The sequence below is a fragment of the Zavarzinia sp. genome, assembly GCF_049306435.1.
GTDB lineage: Bacteria > Pseudomonadota > Alphaproteobacteria > Zavarziniales > Zavarziniaceae > Zavarzinia.
The window spans coordinates 1-17,527 of the sequence record NZ_JBAQRT010000068.1 but is presented as its reverse complement, the minus strand read 5'-3'; the positions used below and the strand labels follow the sequence as shown (position 1 = coordinate 17,527).

The following is a 17,527-nucleotide window of genomic DNA, read 5'->3' as shown; positions in this document are numbered from 1 at the left end:
GGTCGCTTCCCGCACTACGCCAGCGGAGCCCGAGTCGACCGGGGGGGTTCGACGCTGGTCGCTGACGATGGCGCCGTCACGTATCTCGATGCGGCGGTCGGCGATTTCGGCGACCGCGGCGTCATGGGTGACGATGATGACGGTATGGCCCTGGCCATGCAGCTCGCGCAGGAGGCCGAGCATGGCCTGGCCGCTGTGGCTGTCGAGGGCGCCGGTCGGCTCGTCGGCCAGGATCACCTGACCGCCGTTCATCAGCGCGCGGGCGACGCTGACGCGCTGTTGCTGGCCGCCCGACAATTGGCCGGGGCGATGGGTCAGGCGGTCGGCGAGGCCAAGCCGCGTAAGCAGTTCGGCGGCCCGGCGATGACGCTCGCCGCGCGGCTCGCCGGCATAGACCGCCGGCACCTCGACATTGGCGACGGCATCGAGATCGGTCAGCAGATGATAGCGCTGAAAGATGAAGCCGAAATATTCCCGCCGCAGATGGGCGAGTTCGTCGGCATCGAGACTGGCGGTCTCGCGCCCGTTGACGCGGTAGGTCCCCGTGCTCGGCCGGTCGAGACAGCCGAGGATATTCATCAGGGTCGATTTGCCCGAGCCCGAGGCGCCGATGATGGCCAGCATCTCGCCCCGTTCGACCACGAGGTCAACATCATGGAGGACGGTGATGGGCTCGTCCCCGGCCGGGAAACTTCGCCCGATGCCCGAAAGTTGGAGAAGCGGCACGGCCATGATCAGAGACCCATCCGCGGCATACGCATCTGCATCGAGGTGCCGGCGGCGGAATCGCCCAGCACCACGGTCTCGCCGTCGGCGAGACCATCCTTCACCTCGACATCGGTCTCGTCCTCGATGCCGACATGGATCTTGCGCGGGCTGAGGTTGCCGGCGGCATCGACGACCTGAACCGTGTAGCCGCCATCCGCGTCGCGGGTGCCGAGGGCCGTGGTCGGGATGGTGACGGCGCCCTTGGCCGAGCCGAGCATGATCGAGACCTGGGCCGTCATGTCGATGCGCAGACGCCCGTCCGCGTTCGGCACGTCGAAGATGCCGTTGTAATAGATCGCGGTCGACGTCGTGCTGGACGACGACGAGGAAGACGAGACGCTGGTCGTATCGGAATTGATCGAGGTCGGCGCCGGCTCGATCATTCTGAGGTGGGCCTCATAGCGGTGATCGGCATCGCCGAGAATGGTGAAATAGACCGGCAGGTCGGGGCTGACCCTGATGATGTCGGCCTCGGAGATTTCGGCCTTTACCGTCATCGTGCCCAGCTGGGCGATCTTGACGATGGTCGGCGTGCTCTGGTTCGAATTGACGGTCTGGCCTTCCTCGACCACGACGGCGACCACCGTGCCGTCGATCGGCGCCTCGATCCGCGTGTAGCCGAGGTTCAGCCGGGCGGTGGAGACCTGGATGTCGGCCTGATCGATCTGGGCGTCGAGCGCCGCGATCTCGGCCCTGGTCGCGGCCAGGGTCGCCTCGGCCGTCTCGTAGTCCTCGCGCGCGGCAGAGGCGGCGGCCAGCATCTTCTTCTGGCGGGTGAAGGCCAGTTCCGCCTGTTTCAGCACGGCTTCCTTGGCCGTCCGCTGCGCCTTCACATTGGCGAGCTGGGCTTCGGCGTTCTTCAGGTCGTTTTCCTGGGTCTTGGAATCGATTTCGGCGATCAGGTCGCCAGCCTTCACCACGCTGCCGAAATCGACCTTCAGGGATTTGATCTGGCCCGAAACCTGGGCGCCGACACTGACCTGCTTGAAGGCTTCGAGGGTGCCGGTGGCGAGCACGACCTGCTCGATGTCCTTGCGCGCGGCGACGGCCGTCAGGTAGCGGGGCGCCTCGGTCTCGGCCGGATAGAGCCACAGCTTCGCCCCCCAGACCGCCGCGCCGGCCAACGCCACCAGGGCGACGATGCGAAGAATACGGGCAAGGCTCATGACGGGGCTCGCAGACACGAAAGTTCAGGCTGGGCAGTCTAGACCGCCAGCCGCCCGCCTTGGGTCAAGTCTTTGCCAGACAATCGTCAGGAAAGTGCAAAGACCCTTGCGGTCGCCAGCGTTCCCGTATCGTCTGCAGCCATGCGCAAGCAGACGGAAACGGGCCCGTGCACATCCTGCTGATCGACGACGACGCCGAACTGGCCGCCATGCTGACCGAATATCTCGGCGCGGAAGGCTTCGCCGCCACCGTCGCCCTGAATGGCGAGGCGGGACTGGAGGCGGCCCTGGCCGGCCATTACGATGCCGTCGTCCTCGATGTCATGATGCCCCGCCTCGGCGGTATCGAAGTGCTGCGCCGCCTGCGCGAGAAGAGCCGGGTGCCGGTCATCATGCTGACCGCCAAGGGTGACGATATCGAGCGCGTGATCGGCCTCGAGATGGGCGCCGACGATTATATCCCCAAACCCTGCTATCCGCGCGAACTGGTCGCCCGCCTGCGCGCCGTCCTGCGGCGCACCGGCGGCACCGCCCCGGCGGACGACACGCTGCGCCTCGACGCCCTGAGCCTGTCCCCCGGTCGTCACGAGGCGGCATGGAAGGGGCAGCCCCTGGACCTGACCGCTTCAGAATTCGCCCTCCTCGAAATGCTGCTGGCGGCCGGCGAGCGGGTCTCGACCAAGGACGAGTTGTCGGAAAAGGCGCTGGGCCGCAAGCGCCAGCCCTATGACCGCAGCGTCGATGTCCACATGAGCAACCTGCGCCAGAAACTGGCCGCCGCCGCGGGCGAGACCCTGCATATCGAGACCGTGCGCGGCATCGGTTACCGGCTGGGGCGGGGTGCGGCGTGACCCGGCGCCTGTTCTGGAAGATCCTGATCGGCTTCTGGATCACCTTCATCCTGATCATCGAGGGGGTCTGGCTGAGCTTCACGCTGCAGGACCTGCCCCCCCGCGAACACGACATGGAACAGGCGCGCCTTGTCGCCGAGACGCAACTGGCCGGCACCGTCTTCGCGCTGGAAGAAGGCGGGATCGCCGGGCTGGATGCGCTGCTGGCCGACTGGCCGGCGGAAGTCCGGAGCCGCTTCAGCCTCTGGGGGGCCGGGGCATCCCTGCCACCGGCGGAGAATGCCCTGACGCGGGAGGCGGTCGCCGCCGATGGCAGCCGCTGGACTCTGCGTTATGACGCGACGCCCGCGCCCCGCATCCGGCCCGGCCCGTTCGATGTGCCGCCGTCGCTGATCTTTCTCGGCATCATCGGCGGCCTTGTCTTCAGCGCGGGCCTCGCCTGGTATCTCACCTGGCCGATCATCCGCCTGCGCGGCGGTTTCGCGACGCTCGCGGGCGGCGATCTCGGCGTGCGGCTGGCGCCCCGCATGGGCCGGCGGCGCGACGAGATCGCGGATCTGGCGCGGGATTTCGACGCCATGGCCGAGCGGCTGGAGGCCCTGGTCAGCCAGCGCGACCAGTTGCTGAACGATGTCTCGCATGAATTGCGCTCGCCGCTGGCCCGGCTGCAGGTCTCGATCGGTCTCGCCCGCCAGAACCCCGAGCGGTTCGACGCCGTGCTGCACCGGATCGAGGACGAGGCGCGGCGTATCGACGCCATGGTCGGCGAATTGCTGAGCCTCGCCCGGGCGGAAGCCGGCACGCCGCCGGCCGACGATTATTTCGACCTGAACAGTCTGGTCCTCGCGGTGATCGGCGATGCCCGCTTCGAGGCGGAGCCGGCGCGGCTGACCATCGCCAGCAATCTCGACGATGGCCAGGTGGAAGACGTGGTGATCGCCGGCGATGCCGAACTGATGCGCCGGGCGCTGGAGAACATCCTGCGCAACGCGATCCGCCATGCCCCGGCCGGCAGCACCATCGCCGTCGATGTCGCGCCCCGGCCGGAGCGGGTCGTCATTACCGTCGCCGACCAGGGCAAGGGCATGGCCGAGGCCGATCTGGCCCATATGTTCGAGGCCTTCGTGCGCGGCGCCGGTGCCCATCAGGGCGGCTTCGGCCTCGGCCTCGCCATCGCGCGGCGGGCCGTGCTGTCCCACGGCGGCACCATCGAGGGCCGCAACCGGCCCGGCGGCGGCCTCGAGGTGCGGATCGAACTGCCGGTCAGCCCCACCTGACCCACCCGCCCATTCAGGGGGGACGCGCCCGCCCGTCCACGGCGACAATGCCGGGCACTGGCGCGACCAAGCGAACCAGGCAAGGCGGGGAGACACCATGGAAGCGGCAAAGAAAATCGGGCCGGGCAATGTGACATCGGCCCGCTACTGGCGGCTGGACCGCCGGCCCGAGGTCGAGATCGAGGACAGCTGCCTGTCGATGCAGACCATGCCCATCGCCCCCCTGGCCGAGGGCCAGGTGCTGATGCGGGCGATCTACCTCTCGCTCGACGCCACCAACCGGCTGTGGATGGAGGATATCGAGGGTATGTACATGCCCCCGGTGGCGCTGGGCACCCCCATGCTGGGCTTCCTGCTGGCCGAGGTGACGGAGAGCCGCAATCCCGCCTTCAAGCCCGGGCAACTGGCCATGGGCCTCGGTTTCTGGGCCGATTACATGGTGACGGACGGCGCGGGCTGGACCGCCCTCGACCGGCCGGCGGGCATTCCGTTGCCGCTCGCCTTCGGCGTTCTCGCCATCGCCGGGCCGACCGCCTGGTTCGGCCTTCTCGATGTCGGCCGGCCGAAGCCCGGCCAGACCGTGGTGGTCAGCGCCGCCGCCGGGGCCGCCGGCTCCTGCGCCGCGCAGATCGCGAAACTGAAGGGTTGCCGCGTCATCGGCATCGCCGGCGGCGCCGAGAAATGCGGCTGGCTGAAGGACGAGGCCGGGCTCGACGCCGTCATCGACTACAAGGCCGAGAATGTCGAACAGGCCCTGCGCCGCCTCGCCCCCGAGGGCATCCATGTGCTTTACGAGAATGTCGGCGGCGACATCCTCGACGCCAGCCTGAGCCATATGGCGCAGAATGGCACCGTCGTCGTCTGCGGCCTGATCTCGACCTATAACGGCGGCATCGGCGCGGCGGGACCGAAGATGTTCCACAATGTGATCATGAAGCGCCTGCGCATCGAGGGTTTCGTCGTCCTCGACTATTTCCATCGCTATGCGGAAGCCTGGGCCGAGCTGATTCCCTGGCTCCAGCAGGGCAAGCTGAAATTCCGCCTCGACATCGCGGAAGGACTGGACCACGCGGTCGACGCCCTGCGCTCGATGTATCACAGCGGCAATAGCGGCAAGCTGATGGTGCGGATCGGCGCCGAGCCCTGATCGGCGCAAGGCCCCGGCGGCAGGGCAGCGCCGCCGGGGCAACCCCTCACTTCACGACATGGACGTCATAGGTCACGCCGCCATGGCCGAGCCGTCCGACACCGATGGTGACCAGATTGTTCAGGTGTTGATACTTCGGGTGCCCGGTCTCGAACAACGGCTGGGTGCGGAAGTAATAGAGCGCGGGATCAAGCGCCTGGGCGTTGTCGAAATCCATCGCCTGGGCCAGCAATTCGGGCGGCACCACCAGCCGGCCGCCATAGGTCACATAGATCCGCGCGCCATCGTCGGTTTCCAGCCAGATGCGGACATCGATCGCCCCCGAGCCGTCGGCGCGCAGGCTCAGCCAATCGCCGCCGCCGGGCAGCACCTTGCCGCGAAAGCCCGGCCCCTCGAAGCTGCCGCCCGTGACATAGACCGTCAGCCTGTGGCCGGCCGGGGTCGGGCCGCCGTCGATCGCCGGCTGCAGATTGATATGGGTCGTGAACAGGAATTCGGTCTCTGGTGCCATGCGCGCCTCCCCTTGTTTTGCTGGACTGTCGGCCTTTCGGAAAGGGGCGACACCCCCCGTCCTCGGGGGGCGCCGGGCAGGCGAAACAGGCGAAGATGAAAGGGCCGGCAAACAAGGCACCACAAGCACAAAGGGAGAGAGACCATGACCGCCAACCCCCACCGCCTCGATGGCAAGGTCGCGTTGATCACCGGGGCGGCCCGCGGCCTGGGCGCCGAGACCGCGCGCGTCATGGGCGCGGCGGGTGCCACCATCATGGTGACCGATGTTCTGGAAGCCGAGGGCCGCGCCACCGTTGACGGGCTGAAGTCCGCCGGGATCACGGCCTTTTTCCGGCGCCATGACGTGACCCTGGAAGCCGACTGGAATGCAGCCGTCGACGCGACCATCGCCGAGGCCGGCGGCCTCGACATTCTGGTCAACAACGCCGGGATCGAGGTCGTGCACAGGATCGAGGACACGACGCCCGAGATTTTCGAGCGGGTGATGCGGGTGAACTCGACCGGCACCTTCCTTGGAATGCGCGCGGCCATCACCGCCATGAAGCCGGGCGGTCGCGCCGGCAGGGGCGGCGCCATCGTCAACCTGTCGTCGATCGCGGGCCTGCGCGGTTTTCCCGGCGTCACCGCCTATTGCGCCTCGAAGGGCGCGGTGCGGCTGATGACCAAGGCGGTCGCCATGGAATGCGCCGCCCTTGGTTACGGTATCAGGGTGAATTCGCTGCACCCCGGCCTGATCGCGACCGACATGGGCACGGCCCTGCTCGGCCATTTCGTCGCCGCCGGCCTCGGCCCGGACGAGACGACGGTCGCCGCCCAATTCGCCGCCCGCCAGCCGCTGGGCGAAGGCAGGCCGTCGGATATCGCCGAGGCCGCGCTCTATCTCGCCAGCGATGCCGCGCGCTGGGTCACCGGGGCCGAGCTTTCGGTCGATGGCGGCTTCGCCAACGGCTGATCCGGGTCACAGCACGCGGGCCCGCCGTGCCTGGCGCACGGCCTGGGTCCGCGTGTTGGCGCCCAGCTTGATGAAGATCTGTTTCACGTACCATTTCACCGTTTCCGGCGTGATGGTCAGGGCACCGGCGATTTCCTTGTTGGTCAGACCTTCCGCCATGCAGCCGAGGACTTCCCGCTCCCGCCCCGTCAGTTGCTGGTACAGCGTCTGGTCGGGCGGGGCTTCTTCCCGCGTCGCCAGCATATGGGCGGGCTGGACCCGCGCCGGCGGCTTGCCCGCGTCGGCGAAACTGACGACTTCGGCCCGGCGCTGACCCTGCGGCTCGCGGTTGCCGGTCAGAAGTTCGGCGATGAAGGCCTGTTTCGCCGCCGGCAGTTCCGTCAGGGCCGGGCTGGACGACAATCCCTTCAACAGGGGCTGGAGATAGAGCCGCTGATCCCGGAATACACGCAGGAAGCGGCGGGGCAGGGCCGAGGCCAGGGCCTGACGGAAGCTGGCGATGGCGCCGCCGTGATCGCCGGTCGCCCATTGCGCGGCGGCCAGCAGGATGAGGCCACCGATGGTATCGCCGAAGCGGCCCATGGTTTCCGCGTCGGCGACATAGGTTTCGAGATAGTCGAGGCTGCGGCGCGCCTCGCCCAGCATGATATCGGCCCGCGCCTCGCCGAGACGGATGATCTCGTTGGTCACGGTGGTCGCGGTGCGGCCATGGGCCGGGTCCTCCACCTGACGCAGACCCTCCAGCCGGTTCAGCAGGTGGCGGACCTGGCGCCAATCGTTGGATTGCAGCGCGAAATGCAGCCGCTGCACCACGCAGGCGGCGACGACCCGGGTGAAGTTCAGCCGATTGGTCACCGCCTCCAGCCGGTCCAGCCGCTCCATCGCCCGCTTCATGTCACCTTCGGCCGCGTGAAGGCGGACGAGGGAGATCGGCCCCCGCCACGAGAAAGTGGGCGGCGTGCGGGAACAGACGATATCGAAGCGCCCGGCCAGCAGTTTCTGCGCCGCCAGCGGATCGTCGAGATCATGAAGGAGGCCCGCGAGACAGGAGGCCGGCATGCTGGCGGGCACCGAACGGCGCCCGCCCGCTTCCTCGCCGAGGCGAAGCGCCTCCTCGTAAGACTCGATCGCCTTGTCGAAATCGCCGCGCTGTTCATGGACGGCGCCGGTGACGCAGCCGGCGTAGATCATGGTGAAGCGGCTGCGCTCGGGCGCGGTCCAGCTTTCGCCCATGACTTGCGCCTCGAGCGCGGCGTCATGTTCGCCCGCCAGCAGCTTGTTGTAGGTGACGACATTGGCGAGGGCGCCGATCTTGAACTGATCGTCGCGCGGGCCCTGCGCCAGCCATTGCTCGGCCTGGCGCAGCCCTTCGGCCGTGTGGTCGTTCAGCGTGAAGAACGCCGCCTTCAGGGCCTGCAGCTCCATCTCGACCTTCCTGTCCGGCACTTCGCGCCGGGCCAGCGCCGCCTCGACCTCGGCGATGGTTTCCATCGCCTCGTCCATGCGCATCGAAAGGGTCAGCGCCCAGGCGACATCGACCGACAGATCCAGCCTTTCCTCGAACAGGACCTTGGGCAGGCGTTCGTACCAGCTCATCAGGAGGAGGATCTGCGCCGTCTCGACGAGGCGCCGCGACTGCTGCGCGATCAGCTCCACCGCCCAGGCCGCGTTGCCTTCCTCGATCGCATGATGGATCGCCTCGGACACTTCCCCGCGCGAGGTGAACCAGCGCGCGGCGCGGCGATGCAAGCCGGTCAATTCCTCGGCCGGCAGAAGCTGGACCTCGCCCGCCAGGAATTCGCGGAGCAGAGGGTGCAGCCGGGCCCAGCCTTCCGTCCCTTCGAGGGGGATGATGAAGGGCACTTCCTCCACGAGGCGGCGGATGCGCGCGGCGGATTCCGTCGTCGCCAGCATTTCGTCGCACAGCGCGGGGCAGAAGCGCGAGACGACGGAGATCCGCACCAGCCAGCGGCGGTCCTCCTCGTCGATCGGGCGGAATACGGTCTCGCGGATGTAATCGGTGATTTCCTTGGTCTCGCCGCAGAAGGTCTCGACGAATTCCGAGACATTGCGCTTGCGCGCCAGCGACTGGCTGGCGAGACAGAGGCCGGCGACCCAGCCTTCCGTCGCCTGGTTCAGCGTGTCGATATCGGTGAGACGCAACAGGTCGTGGCCGCGCAGGCGAAAGAATTCGATCGCCTCGGCGATGTCGAAACGCATCTCGCCGATGCCGGTTTCCTGCACCCGGCCCTGCACCTTCAGCCGCGACAGGCCGAGCCATGTCGCCGGACGTCCCGCCAGCACGAAATGCAGGTTGGGCGGGGCGTAATGGAACAGGTCGTAGAGGATCGACAGGGCGGGCGCCGAGTTCAGCTCGTGCACGTCGTCGAGGAAGATATAGATATCGTCGCTGAGTTGCTGGACCTCGTTGACGATGAAGCCCGCGACCTGGAACGGCGCCAGATTGCCCGAGGCCGAGAGGAAGGATGTCGCCCCCTGGCGGTCGCCCTCGAAAGCCTGGTCGAGGGCGCCAAGCAGGTAGGAGAGGAATTGCGACGGCTCGTTGTCGTGCTCGTCGAGGCTGAGCCAGGCGATCTTGCCGCCATCCATCAGCAGGCGTTTGCGCCAGTCGGCCAGCAAGGTGGTCTTGCCGAAGCCGGCTGGCGCGCGCACCAGCGTCACCGTATGGGCCGGAAGATTCTCGAAGTAATCTTCCAGGTTTTTGCGACGCACAAGATTGGTCAACAAACTTGGCGGCAGAAATTTGGTTCTGACCAGCATCGTGGCACCAATCCGAAGTAGCTTCGGTTCTCGTTATTATTGCGCCCCGAACGGCATGGCATCCATTTGGTTGCCTTTTCGCCGGATTTTCCGGCTTTCCTCCCTACCGTTCGCCCCAGATTATGCAAGATGTGAGACTTGCTGCCATAGAACTTATTCCCAATTAGGCGACAGCCGTATCCTTCCGCAGATCGGCGAAGCCGATGTACCAGTCGAGGGCCGGCGGATTGGCCATGGCATCCCGGCTCGCCGCCTTCTCGGGCGCCCAGCCCATCAGGATCTTGCGCAAGGGCACCTCCAGCTTCTTGCCGGTCAGCGTATAGGGCACGTCCGGCACCTGATGGATCTCGTCCGGGACATGGCGCGGGCTGCAATCGAGACGGAGCTTGCCGTTGATCGCCTTCCGCATCGCTTCGTCCAGCACCCGGCCCGGCTTCAGTTTCACGAACAGCGGCATGTAGAAATTGCCGCCCGGCAGTTCGCAGCAGACGATGATGCTGTCGAGCACGCCGTCGACCTGTTCGACTGCGCGGTAGATCTCGGCCGTGCCGATGCGGACGCCGTAGCGGTTCAGGGTCGAGTCCGAGCGGCCATAGATGTAACAGCCGCCGCGCTCGTTGATCTTGATGAAATCGCCGTGACGCCAGACGCCCTCGAAGACCTCGAAATAGGATTCGCGGTAGCGCTTGTCGGCCTTGTCGTTCCAGAAATAGACCGGCATCGACGGGAAGGGAGAGGTTACCACGAGTTCGCCGACCTCGCCGGTCACTTCCCGTCCATCGTCGGTCCAGGCGCGGACATCCATGCCCAGCATCCGGGTCTGGATCTCGCCGGCATGGACCGGCAGGGTGGGCGAGGCGCCGACGAAGCCCGAGGCGATTTCGGTGCCGCCGCTCTGCGAGGTGACCCAGAGATCGCGTTTCACCTTGTCGTAGAACCAGGCGAAATTCTCCGGCGTCGCGGGCGAGCCGCCGAGCAGGATGGATTCGAGACGCGACAGGTCGAAATCCCGCCCCGGCTCGATGCCGTTCCGCTCCAGGATCTGGATATAGGTCGGGCTGGCGCCGAAGCAGGTGGCGCCCGTCTCCGCCGCCATCTGCCACAGGACATCCGGCCCGGGATGGACCGGGCTGCCGTCGTAAAGGACGACGGCCGAGCCCATGAGGAGACCGGCGAGGATGATGTTCCACATCACCCAGCCCGTCGTCGTATAGAAGAAGATGACGCCGCCCGGCTTCAGGTTCAGATGGAAATGGGCGAGTTTCATCATCTCCATCAGGGCGCCGACATGGCTGTGCACGATCGCCTTCGGGAGCCCGGTGGTGCCGGAGGAGAAGACGACCCACAGCGGATGATCATGGGCCACCCGCTCGTAGGAAAAGAGATGGCCGGGCACCGGCGAATGGTCCATCAGCTCGCGCCACAGCACGGCATCGGGCACCGGCGGCGCCTCCACCCCCGGCCGCAGATAGGGCAGCCAGACCACGGTCTTCAGCGAGGGCAGGGCGGCGATGATCGAACGGGTTTCTTCCAGACGGTCGAAATCCTTGCCGCCGAAGCGATAGCCGTCTGCCGCGAACAGGACCTTGGGCTCGATCTGCGAGAAGCGCTCGATCACCGTCTTCACGCCGAATTCGGGCGCCGCGCTGGACCACACCGCGCCGATCGCCACCGTCGCCAGCATGGCGACCGCGGTCTCGACGATATTGGGCATGTAGGACACCACCCGGTCGCCCGGCCCGACGCCGAGCGCGCGCAGCTGGGTCGCGAGGATGCGCACCTGGGCGCCGAGATCGCGGCGCGACAGGCTGGCCAGCGGGCGCGTTTCCGACAGGTGATAGAAGGCCGGCTCGTCCACATTGCCTTCATAGCGCAGCATGTGTTCGGCGAAATTGACCCGGGAGCCTTCGAACCAGCGCACCCCCGGCCCCATCGCCCGGCGATCGACCACCTGGCGATAGGGGGTGGAGGACTGAACCTCGAAGTAATCCCACAGGGCCGCCCAGAAGGCTTCGATCTCCGTCACCGACCAGCGCCACAGGGCGTCGTAATCGGCGAGGTTCAGGCCCCGCCGGTCGCGCAGCCAGGTCAGGAACTGGGTGACGTTGGAGCGCTCGACGAAGTCCTTCGTCGGGGTCCACAGGAGTTCGCCTTCCTTCACGGTTGTCACGTCTCGAAATCCTTTCAGGCCAGGGCCGCCAGACGGCCGAGCACGGCCTCCGGCTCGGCATCCGGCGGAATGCGCGCGTAGATGAATTGTCCGCCCTCGGTCGCCGGGACCTCGCCCCGCCAATAGGCCTGCGGCAGCTGAAGGCCGGTGGCGGGGCCGCCAGGCGCGATGACGAAATCGACGGCGGCCAGCTCGGCCCCGTCGTCGAGGCGGAGGCCGACATCCCAGCGATAGTGACCGGCGATGTTCAGCACCGCCTGACAGGCGGCCAGATCCTCGTCACCCGCGACGACACCCGGCGCTTCCTCCATCAGGAGGACGTCGATCCCGGTATCGCCGAAGGCACGCAGGAAATCGGCCATATACATGGCGGCGCTATCGACATCGTCGAGCGTCACCTCGTCGTCGCCGGAAAACCCCGCCTTCCCGGCGGCATAGAGGATGAAGGCCCGGGGGCTGGGCACCACGAAGGCCAGCGGCTGACCGCCATAGGTCAGCCGCAGCCCTTCGAGCAGGGCGCGGATGTGAGCCCGCAGGTCCTCATCCGCCAGCAGCACCTTCAGGGGATAGAGCAGGCGCCTGCGCCCCGCCATCGCCGACACCAGGTCGCCATGCCCCGCCAGCCAGAAGTCGAGCAGCGGCACGAGGGGCAGGGCCGCCACGTCGGGCCGCAGCAGGCCTTGCGCCTTGCGGTGCCAGTCGATGAAGCGGGCGACATCCCCGAAGGGAATGCCGCCGGCCGCGAGCAGGCGTCCGCAATAATCGGTGTGGTCGAGCCAGCGCGGCCGCCTTCCGCCCCGCATCAGGAGATCGCGAAACGCCCCCATGCCCTCAGCCCTCGAGCTCGGCGACGCGGGCTTCCAGCGCCGCGATGCGCAGCTCGCGCGGGTCGGGCATGAACACCGGCTGGATGGCGCCCGCGTCCATCACCTGCCGGGTCTTGCCGCTGCCGGCGATGATGCGGCCGGTATCACCCCACGAGCCGAAGTAGGGCAGGTCTTCGGCCGGGGCCTCGGTCACCCAGTCGCGGACGAATTCGGCGTAAGGCTTGCCCCGAGCCTTGCGGGCCGCCCGCTCGGCATCCCGCGCCGCCCTCGTGCCCGCCGCGTCGACGATCAGGGTGCGCCTGTCGTAGACGACATGATAGATATCGCGGGCGCTTTCGTGACTGATCAGGTCCTCGCTCAGGTCCTTCATCACCGCCGCCGGATCGCGCTCCAGGACGTCGCCGTAACCGCCGCCGGCGCCCTGGCAGATCATGTAGATCTCGCCTTCCTGCACCATCTCGAAGGTCATGCCGGCATCCGCCGTGACATAACGCCCGCTCTCGATCGGCCGCTCGTTCATCAGCTCGACGATGTCATAGGGGAAGCGGGCGGCATTGCCCTTTTCCTTGAACCAGTCGAAGACATTGGCGTCCTTCACCTTGGCGATCGGATAGGCCGGGCAGCTGTAACCGCCGAAGAGCCCGGGGGCCGAGCAGAACCACGAGCCGGACTGGCCGGTCATGAAGCCCCACATCGAGGTGCCGCGCGCCGTCACCATCTGTTCGTAGCCGAGGCCGCCGCGATATTTGCCCCAGCCCACCCGGTCGGTCGCCAGATGCTGGGCGATCAGCCGGACCATGGGCAGCTCTTCTTCCGCCAGTTCGTATTCGCCGGTGTCGCACATGAAGCCGAACAGCGGCGAGACGCCGTGCTCGCCATCCCGGTTCTCGCGCGCGCCCTGGCCGTTGCCGTTGATGTCGGCGCAGAAATTGCCCGTCACTTCCATGTGCTGGGTCAGGCCGCCGTAAACGAAAGTGGCGGGCTGGTTGTATTGCGCGGCGAGGGTCACGGTCGCCCGCGCCTTGGCGCCATCCGGTAGGCCATAGATGAACTTCGGGAAGGACACCGTCGCCACGGTGATCGTCCTGAACATGGGCAGCAGGCTCATGGCGCAGGGCGCGTCATTGTTGGCGTCGAGCAGGGAATTGGCGTCCGACTCGAAATCGAAGGCGGCCAGAACGCCCTGGTTATGCGGCAGGTCCGGCCAGATGTTCTGCAGGACGCCCGTGAGGAAGCAGACCTTGGTCGAGCCCATGACGGCATTGACCGAACGGTTGGACAGCTGGGGCGAGGTGCCCCGGAAGTCCATGGTCATGCGGTCGCCCTTCACCCGCGCGGCGCAGGCGACCTTGAGGAGGGCCGGCTCGCGCAGGGTCGAGTCGATCCAGGTGTTGAAGCGCACCGTTCCATCCGGCAATTCGGCGATGCGGCGATGCACCTCGGCTTCGGTATCTTCCAGATTACGGCGAAGATAGGCGACCAGCGCGTCCTTGCCAAATTCCGCGATCACCGCGCGCACCCGATCCATCAGCCGCAGGCAGGCGTGCAGCTTCACCTTCAGGTCCTCGAACTGCAACTTCGGATCGCGCACCGAATTCTGCAGGAAGGTGAGGATGTCGCGCTTGACCTGGAAATCCTCGACGATGCGGAAGGGGCTCATCTTCAGCCCTTCGTCGAAGCGGGATTCCGCCTTGGCCGGCATTCCGCCCGGCTCGATCGCGCCGTTCTCGCCCTCGTGGATGGTCGAGGAGACCCAGCATACCAGCTCGCCCTCGTGGAACACGGGCATCATCATCGACTGGTCGGTGTTGTGGATGCCGCCGTAACGCGAGTCGTTATGGATGAAGCCATCGCCGTGGCGGACGCCGACCGTGGGATCGTGGGTCCAGTATTTGTTCACGAACTTGATCGGATACTGGCAGACGCCGGCGAAGGTGACGATGCCGGCGGGCGAGATTTCCGACAGGTCGCCGCTCGCCGAGAAGATGGCGGTGACGAGATCGCCCCATTTGGCGCCGGGGGCGGCGCCCATCTGTTCGACCATGCGGAAACTCTCGGACAGGGCCGAGATGACGCGGCCACGCACCTGGTTCAGGAGGTGCGGGTCGTCGTGCTTCTTCATCGCCGCGTCCTCGGCGGCGGTGCGCGGCTCCAGCTTGTGGTTGCGCATGATCGCGGGGTCGGGGCCGTAGAAGAGCTGATGCTCGTCGACGAAATCCTGCAGCAGCTTGCGTTCGCCGACGCTGAGGGTGGCAATCCCGGGCATGACGTTCATGGTTGCACTCCTTATTCGTCAGGCGTCGATGCGGGTGAACCAGGCCGCGCCCTGGGCCGCGGCCTCGAAGCGCCAGCCGGGTTCGACCAGATAGGTGGTGTGACTGGTGGTGATCACCGCCGGGCCGTCGATGACGACGCCGTGTTCGAGGGCGGCGGCGTCATAGACCGCCGTCTCGACGGCGCCGTCGTGATCGATGAAGTGACACTTGCGGCTACCCACCGGGGCCGGGGCGGGCACGCGCTTCTGGCCCGGGTGGATGTCGGAGAAGTCGACCGCGTCAAGCTCGACGAAGGAACAGACGCGGATCGTGTTGATGCGCACGCCCGCTTCCGCCGCCTGGCTGCCCTCGCCGAAGCGATCGCCGTAGGAGGTGTGGAACTGATTGATCAGTTTCACCACGTCGGCCAGGGTCTCCAGCCGGGTCATGTCGGTGACCACGGTGGTCTGGACCCGCTGGTTGCCGTAACGCATGTCGAGTTCGAGGCGATAGCCGATCTTTTCGACCGGCATTCCCTGGCGCAGCAGGTCCTCGCGGCCCCGGCGCTCCAGCTCCTCGACCATCGCGTTGAATTTCGCGAAATCGGTGAAGAGCTGCTTCGTCATGCTGTCGAACAGCACGGTGAAGGTCGACATTTCGTGGATATGCAGCTGGGACAGGTTGCCCGCGCCGCAGGCCGAGAAGACCGAGGCGAAGGGCGGCGCCAGGATGCGCCCGATGCCGAGACCCCGCGCGATGCCGCAGGCATGAAGCGGGCCGTTGCCGCCATAGGTCAGCAGGGTGAATTCGCTCGGCTCGTAACCGAAGGTGCGAAGTTCCGTCGCGACGCCATTCGCCATGTCGAGGTCGACGGTACGCTTGATCAGCTTGGCCGCCTCGATCAGATCGAGATCCATCGGGTCGCACAGCTGGTCCTCGATCACCTGACGGGCGCGGCGGGGATTCAACTTGATGTAACCGTTGGCATAATTGGCCGGATCGAGATAGCCGAGCAGCAGGTCGGCGTCGGTCACCGTCGGCTTCATGCCGCCGCGGTCGTAGCAGGCGGGGCCGGGGTCGGAACCGGCGCTGGTCGGCCCGCATTGAACGGTGTTGTACATGCGATTGTGCTGGGCGATGGAGCCGCCGCCGGAGCCGAGCGTCGCCAGATGGACCATGGGCACGGAGACCAGCCAGCGCTCGATCGTCGGCTGAAAGTCGTAGAATTTCACCCCGCCGTCGACGACGAGGCCGATGTCATAGGAGGTGCCGCCCATGTCGGTGGCGACGACATTGCCGAGCTTGGCGCATTTCGCCAGATGTTCGGCGGCTGCGATGCCCGAGACCGGGCCGGAATGCACGGTCTGCAGCGCGTCGGTCGAATTCAGCTGCGCCATGCCGCCCGAATTATGCACGACCAGCATCGGCTTGACGTAACCCGAGGCGCGCAGGTTGCGCTCGAGCGAGGACAGGCCGAAATACATCACCTTGTGCAGGAAAGCGTCCATGATCGTCGACATGGAGCGGACATATTCGCCCTTGCGCCCCGCGACCTGATGCGACAGCAGCAGCGGCACGGCGCCCAGCATGTGTTCGGGATAATCCTCGACGAAGATGTCCTGGACGCGCAGCTCGTGCACCGGATTGACCACGGAATTGGTGAAGGCGACCACCAGGGCTTCCGCGCCGGCATCGACGAGGTCGCGGATCTGGCGGCGCAGATCGTCCTCGTCCAGCTCGATCAGCACTTCGCCCTTGTAATCGATGCGCTCGCGCACGATGCGGATCATCTCGATCGGCACGATCGGCTCGGGCCGCCGCGCGTTCGGAATGTCCTGCTGTTCCTCCATGGAGAGGCCTTCGCCATAGCCCCGGCCCCGGGCCAGCGGCACGGTCGACTTGAAGCCCGCCGTGGTGATGAGGCCGATGCGGGGCCCACGCCGCTCGATCAGGGCATTGGTGCCGAGGGTGGTGGCGTAGCGGACCGAATCCACCTCGGCCAGCATCTGCTCGCGCGAGGTGCCGACTTCGCGGCAGGCGTAATCCAGCGCCTCGTTGAAGCCGAGGGCGAGATTATGCTTGGTGGTCAGGGCCTTGGATTGGACGTAGCGGTCACCCCAGATGACGAAGCAATCGGTGAAGGTGCCGCCGATATCGACAGAAACGCGCTTCATCTGGTTCAGCCCTTCGCCGCTTCGTGATCGTGGTGGTGATGATGATGGTGGTGACCCTCGGGCCGGGGCAGGTCCTTGCCCGGGGTACGTTCGATGACGGGCTTGCGGCCCGCCCATTGCGCCTTGAGGGCGTCGATGTCGAATTCGATGTCATGGGTGGGCGGATGGCCCGGCACGGTATATTCGGTCTCGACCAGCGTGCCGCAGGACGGGCAGTAATATTCGAGAATGCGGCACCAGCGCGGGTTGGGCGCGAAGGTGAAGCCGTAACGCTTCGGGTCCAGCATCGGCTTGTGGATCTCGGACGGCTCGCGGTCGTGGATCAGAAGGCCGGTCTTGTAATTCTCGCGCGCGCCGGCGATCTCGTGATCGCAGCGGCGGCATTCCCATTTCTCGGCCGCGAGGTCGAGGCGAAGATATTCGGTAACGAGGACTTTCACGTAACGTCTCCTCAGTGGTCGCGGGCGAGCAGGGTGTCGCGGTTGGAGTTCACGCTGAACCGCCAGCCCCGGCCGATGCGGGCCGTGAAGAAGGCTTCTTCGAGAATGCAGGGACCGGCCGCCGTCGCGCCCGCCGGCTGGTCTTCCAGCCGGTGCACGGCAAGGCTGACCTCGCCTTCGCCCGGCACCGTCAGGCGGCGCTGGCC

At 66.7% G+C, this 17,527-nt stretch carries 14 protein-coding genes; 4 read left to right on the top strand and 10 right to left on the bottom strand.

The features are described 5' to 3' along the window. Together WAZ62_RS03545 and WAZ62_RS03540 are read right to left on the bottom strand one after the other, a co-directional pair. Positions 1-732, bottom strand: a 732-nt coding sequence (locus tag WAZ62_RS03545; RefSeq protein WP_422642155.1) for an ATP-binding cassette domain-containing protein, incomplete at its 3' end; no start/stop codon positions are given. 2 nt (positions 733-734) lie between these two features. After that, on the bottom strand, positions 735-1,934 hold the full coding sequence (locus WAZ62_RS03540) for an efflux RND transporter periplasmic adaptor subunit (RefSeq protein WP_422642154.1): 1,200 nt from the start codon (positions 1,932-1,934) through the stop codon (positions 735-737). Positions 1,935-2,101: 167 nt separating this feature from the next. On the opposite strand from WAZ62_RS03540, the gene WAZ62_RS03535 reads away from it, so the two are divergent. From WAZ62_RS03535 to WAZ62_RS03525, 3 genes are all read left to right on the top strand, one after another. Next, positions 2,102-2,785 carry a response regulator gene (locus WAZ62_RS03535; protein WP_422642153.1) on the top strand — a complete coding sequence of 228 codons (684 nt, stop codon included), beginning with the start codon at positions 2,102-2,104 and terminating at the stop codon, positions 2,783-2,785. Next, positions 2,782-4,062: an ATP-binding protein gene (locus tag WAZ62_RS03530; protein WP_422642152.1), complete on the top strand. Its 1,281-nt coding sequence runs from the start codon at positions 2,782-2,784 to the stop codon at positions 4,060-4,062. The genes WAZ62_RS03535 and WAZ62_RS03530 overlap by 4 nt, the downstream gene beginning before the upstream one ends. Positions 4,063-4,159: 97 nt before the next feature. Further along, positions 4,160-5,209, top strand: coding sequence for an NADP-dependent oxidoreductase (locus WAZ62_RS03525; RefSeq protein ID WP_422642151.1), 1,050 nt, complete (start codon positions 4,160-4,162; stop codon positions 5,207-5,209). A 46-nt stretch (positions 5,210-5,255) separates the two neighbouring features. Here WAZ62_RS03525 and WAZ62_RS03520 read toward each other — a convergent pair whose 3' ends face one another. Beyond that, positions 5,256-5,720, bottom strand: coding sequence for a DUF3237 domain-containing protein (locus WAZ62_RS03520; RefSeq protein WP_422642150.1), 465 nt, complete (start codon positions 5,718-5,720; stop codon positions 5,256-5,258). A 144-nt stretch (positions 5,721-5,864) separates the two neighbouring features. On the opposite strand from WAZ62_RS03520, the gene WAZ62_RS03515 reads away from it, so the two are divergent. Further along, positions 5,865-6,674, top strand: a complete 810-nt coding sequence (locus WAZ62_RS03515) for a glucose 1-dehydrogenase (protein ID WP_422642149.1) — start codon at positions 5,865-5,867, stop codon at positions 6,672-6,674. A gap of 6 nt (positions 6,675-6,680) precedes the next feature. Here WAZ62_RS03515 and WAZ62_RS03510 read toward each other — a convergent pair whose 3' ends face one another. The 7 genes from WAZ62_RS03510 to WAZ62_RS03480 form a co-directional block, all read right to left on the bottom strand. Then, positions 6,681-9,407, bottom strand: a complete 2,727-nt coding sequence (locus tag WAZ62_RS03510; protein ID WP_422642148.1) for a LuxR C-terminal-related transcriptional regulator — start codon at positions 9,405-9,407, stop codon at positions 6,681-6,683. A gap of 211 nt (positions 9,408-9,618) precedes the next feature. After that, positions 9,619-11,625, bottom strand: a complete 2,007-nt coding sequence (locus WAZ62_RS03505) for an acetoacetate--CoA ligase (protein ID WP_422642147.1) — start codon at positions 11,623-11,625, stop codon at positions 9,619-9,621. A 14-nt stretch (positions 11,626-11,639) separates the two neighbouring features. Then, complete coding sequence (locus WAZ62_RS03500; RefSeq protein ID WP_422642146.1) at positions 11,640-12,452, bottom strand: hypothetical protein; 813 nt, start codon at positions 12,450-12,452, stop codon at positions 11,640-11,642. Between the two features lie 4 nt (positions 12,453-12,456). Further along, a complete protein-coding gene (locus WAZ62_RS03495; protein WP_422642145.1) occupies positions 12,457-14,727 on the bottom strand; it encodes a hydantoinase B/oxoprolinase family protein in 2,271 nt (756 codons plus the stop codon). Between the two features lie 18 nt (positions 14,728-14,745). Beyond that, a complete protein-coding gene (locus WAZ62_RS03490; RefSeq protein WP_422642144.1) occupies positions 14,746-16,881 on the bottom strand; it encodes a hydantoinase/oxoprolinase family protein in 2,136 nt (711 codons plus the stop codon). Between the two features lie 5 nt (positions 16,882-16,886). After that, on the bottom strand, positions 16,887-17,321 hold the full coding sequence (locus WAZ62_RS03485) for an acetone carboxylase subunit gamma (RefSeq protein ID WP_422642143.1): 435 nt from the start codon (positions 17,319-17,321) through the stop codon (positions 16,887-16,889). An 11-nt stretch (positions 17,322-17,332) separates the two neighbouring features. Next, positions 17,333-17,527: hypothetical protein (locus WAZ62_RS03480; protein WP_422642142.1), on the bottom strand; the 195-nt coding region annotated here is incomplete at its 5' end.

Bases quoted from the DNA above. Each gene is read 5' to 3' on its own strand.
- WAZ62_RS03525 (WP_422642151.1), top strand. From the start codon at position 4,160: ATGGAAGCGGCAAAGAAAATCGGGCCGGGCAATGTGACATCGGCCCGC.
- WAZ62_RS03500 (WP_422642146.1), bottom strand. From the start codon at position 12,452: ATGGGGGCGTTTCGCGATCTCCTGATGCGGGGCGGAAGGCGGCCGCGC.
- WAZ62_RS03495 (WP_422642145.1), bottom strand. From the start codon at position 14,727: ATGAACGTCATGCCCGGGATTGCCACCCTCAGCGTCGGCGAACGCAAG.
- WAZ62_RS03540 (WP_422642154.1), bottom strand. From the start codon at position 1,934: ATGAGCCTTGCCCGTATTCTTCGCATCGTCGCCCTGGTGGCGTTGGCC.
- WAZ62_RS03515 (WP_422642149.1), top strand. From the start codon at position 5,865: ATGACCGCCAACCCCCACCGCCTCGATGGCAAGGTCGCGTTGATCACC.
- WAZ62_RS03490 (WP_422642144.1), bottom strand. From the start codon at position 16,881: ATGAAGCGCGTTTCTGTCGATATCGGCGGCACCTTCACCGATTGCTTC.
- WAZ62_RS03520 (WP_422642150.1), bottom strand. From the start codon at position 5,720: ATGGCACCAGAGACCGAATTCCTGTTCACGACCCATATCAATCTGCAG.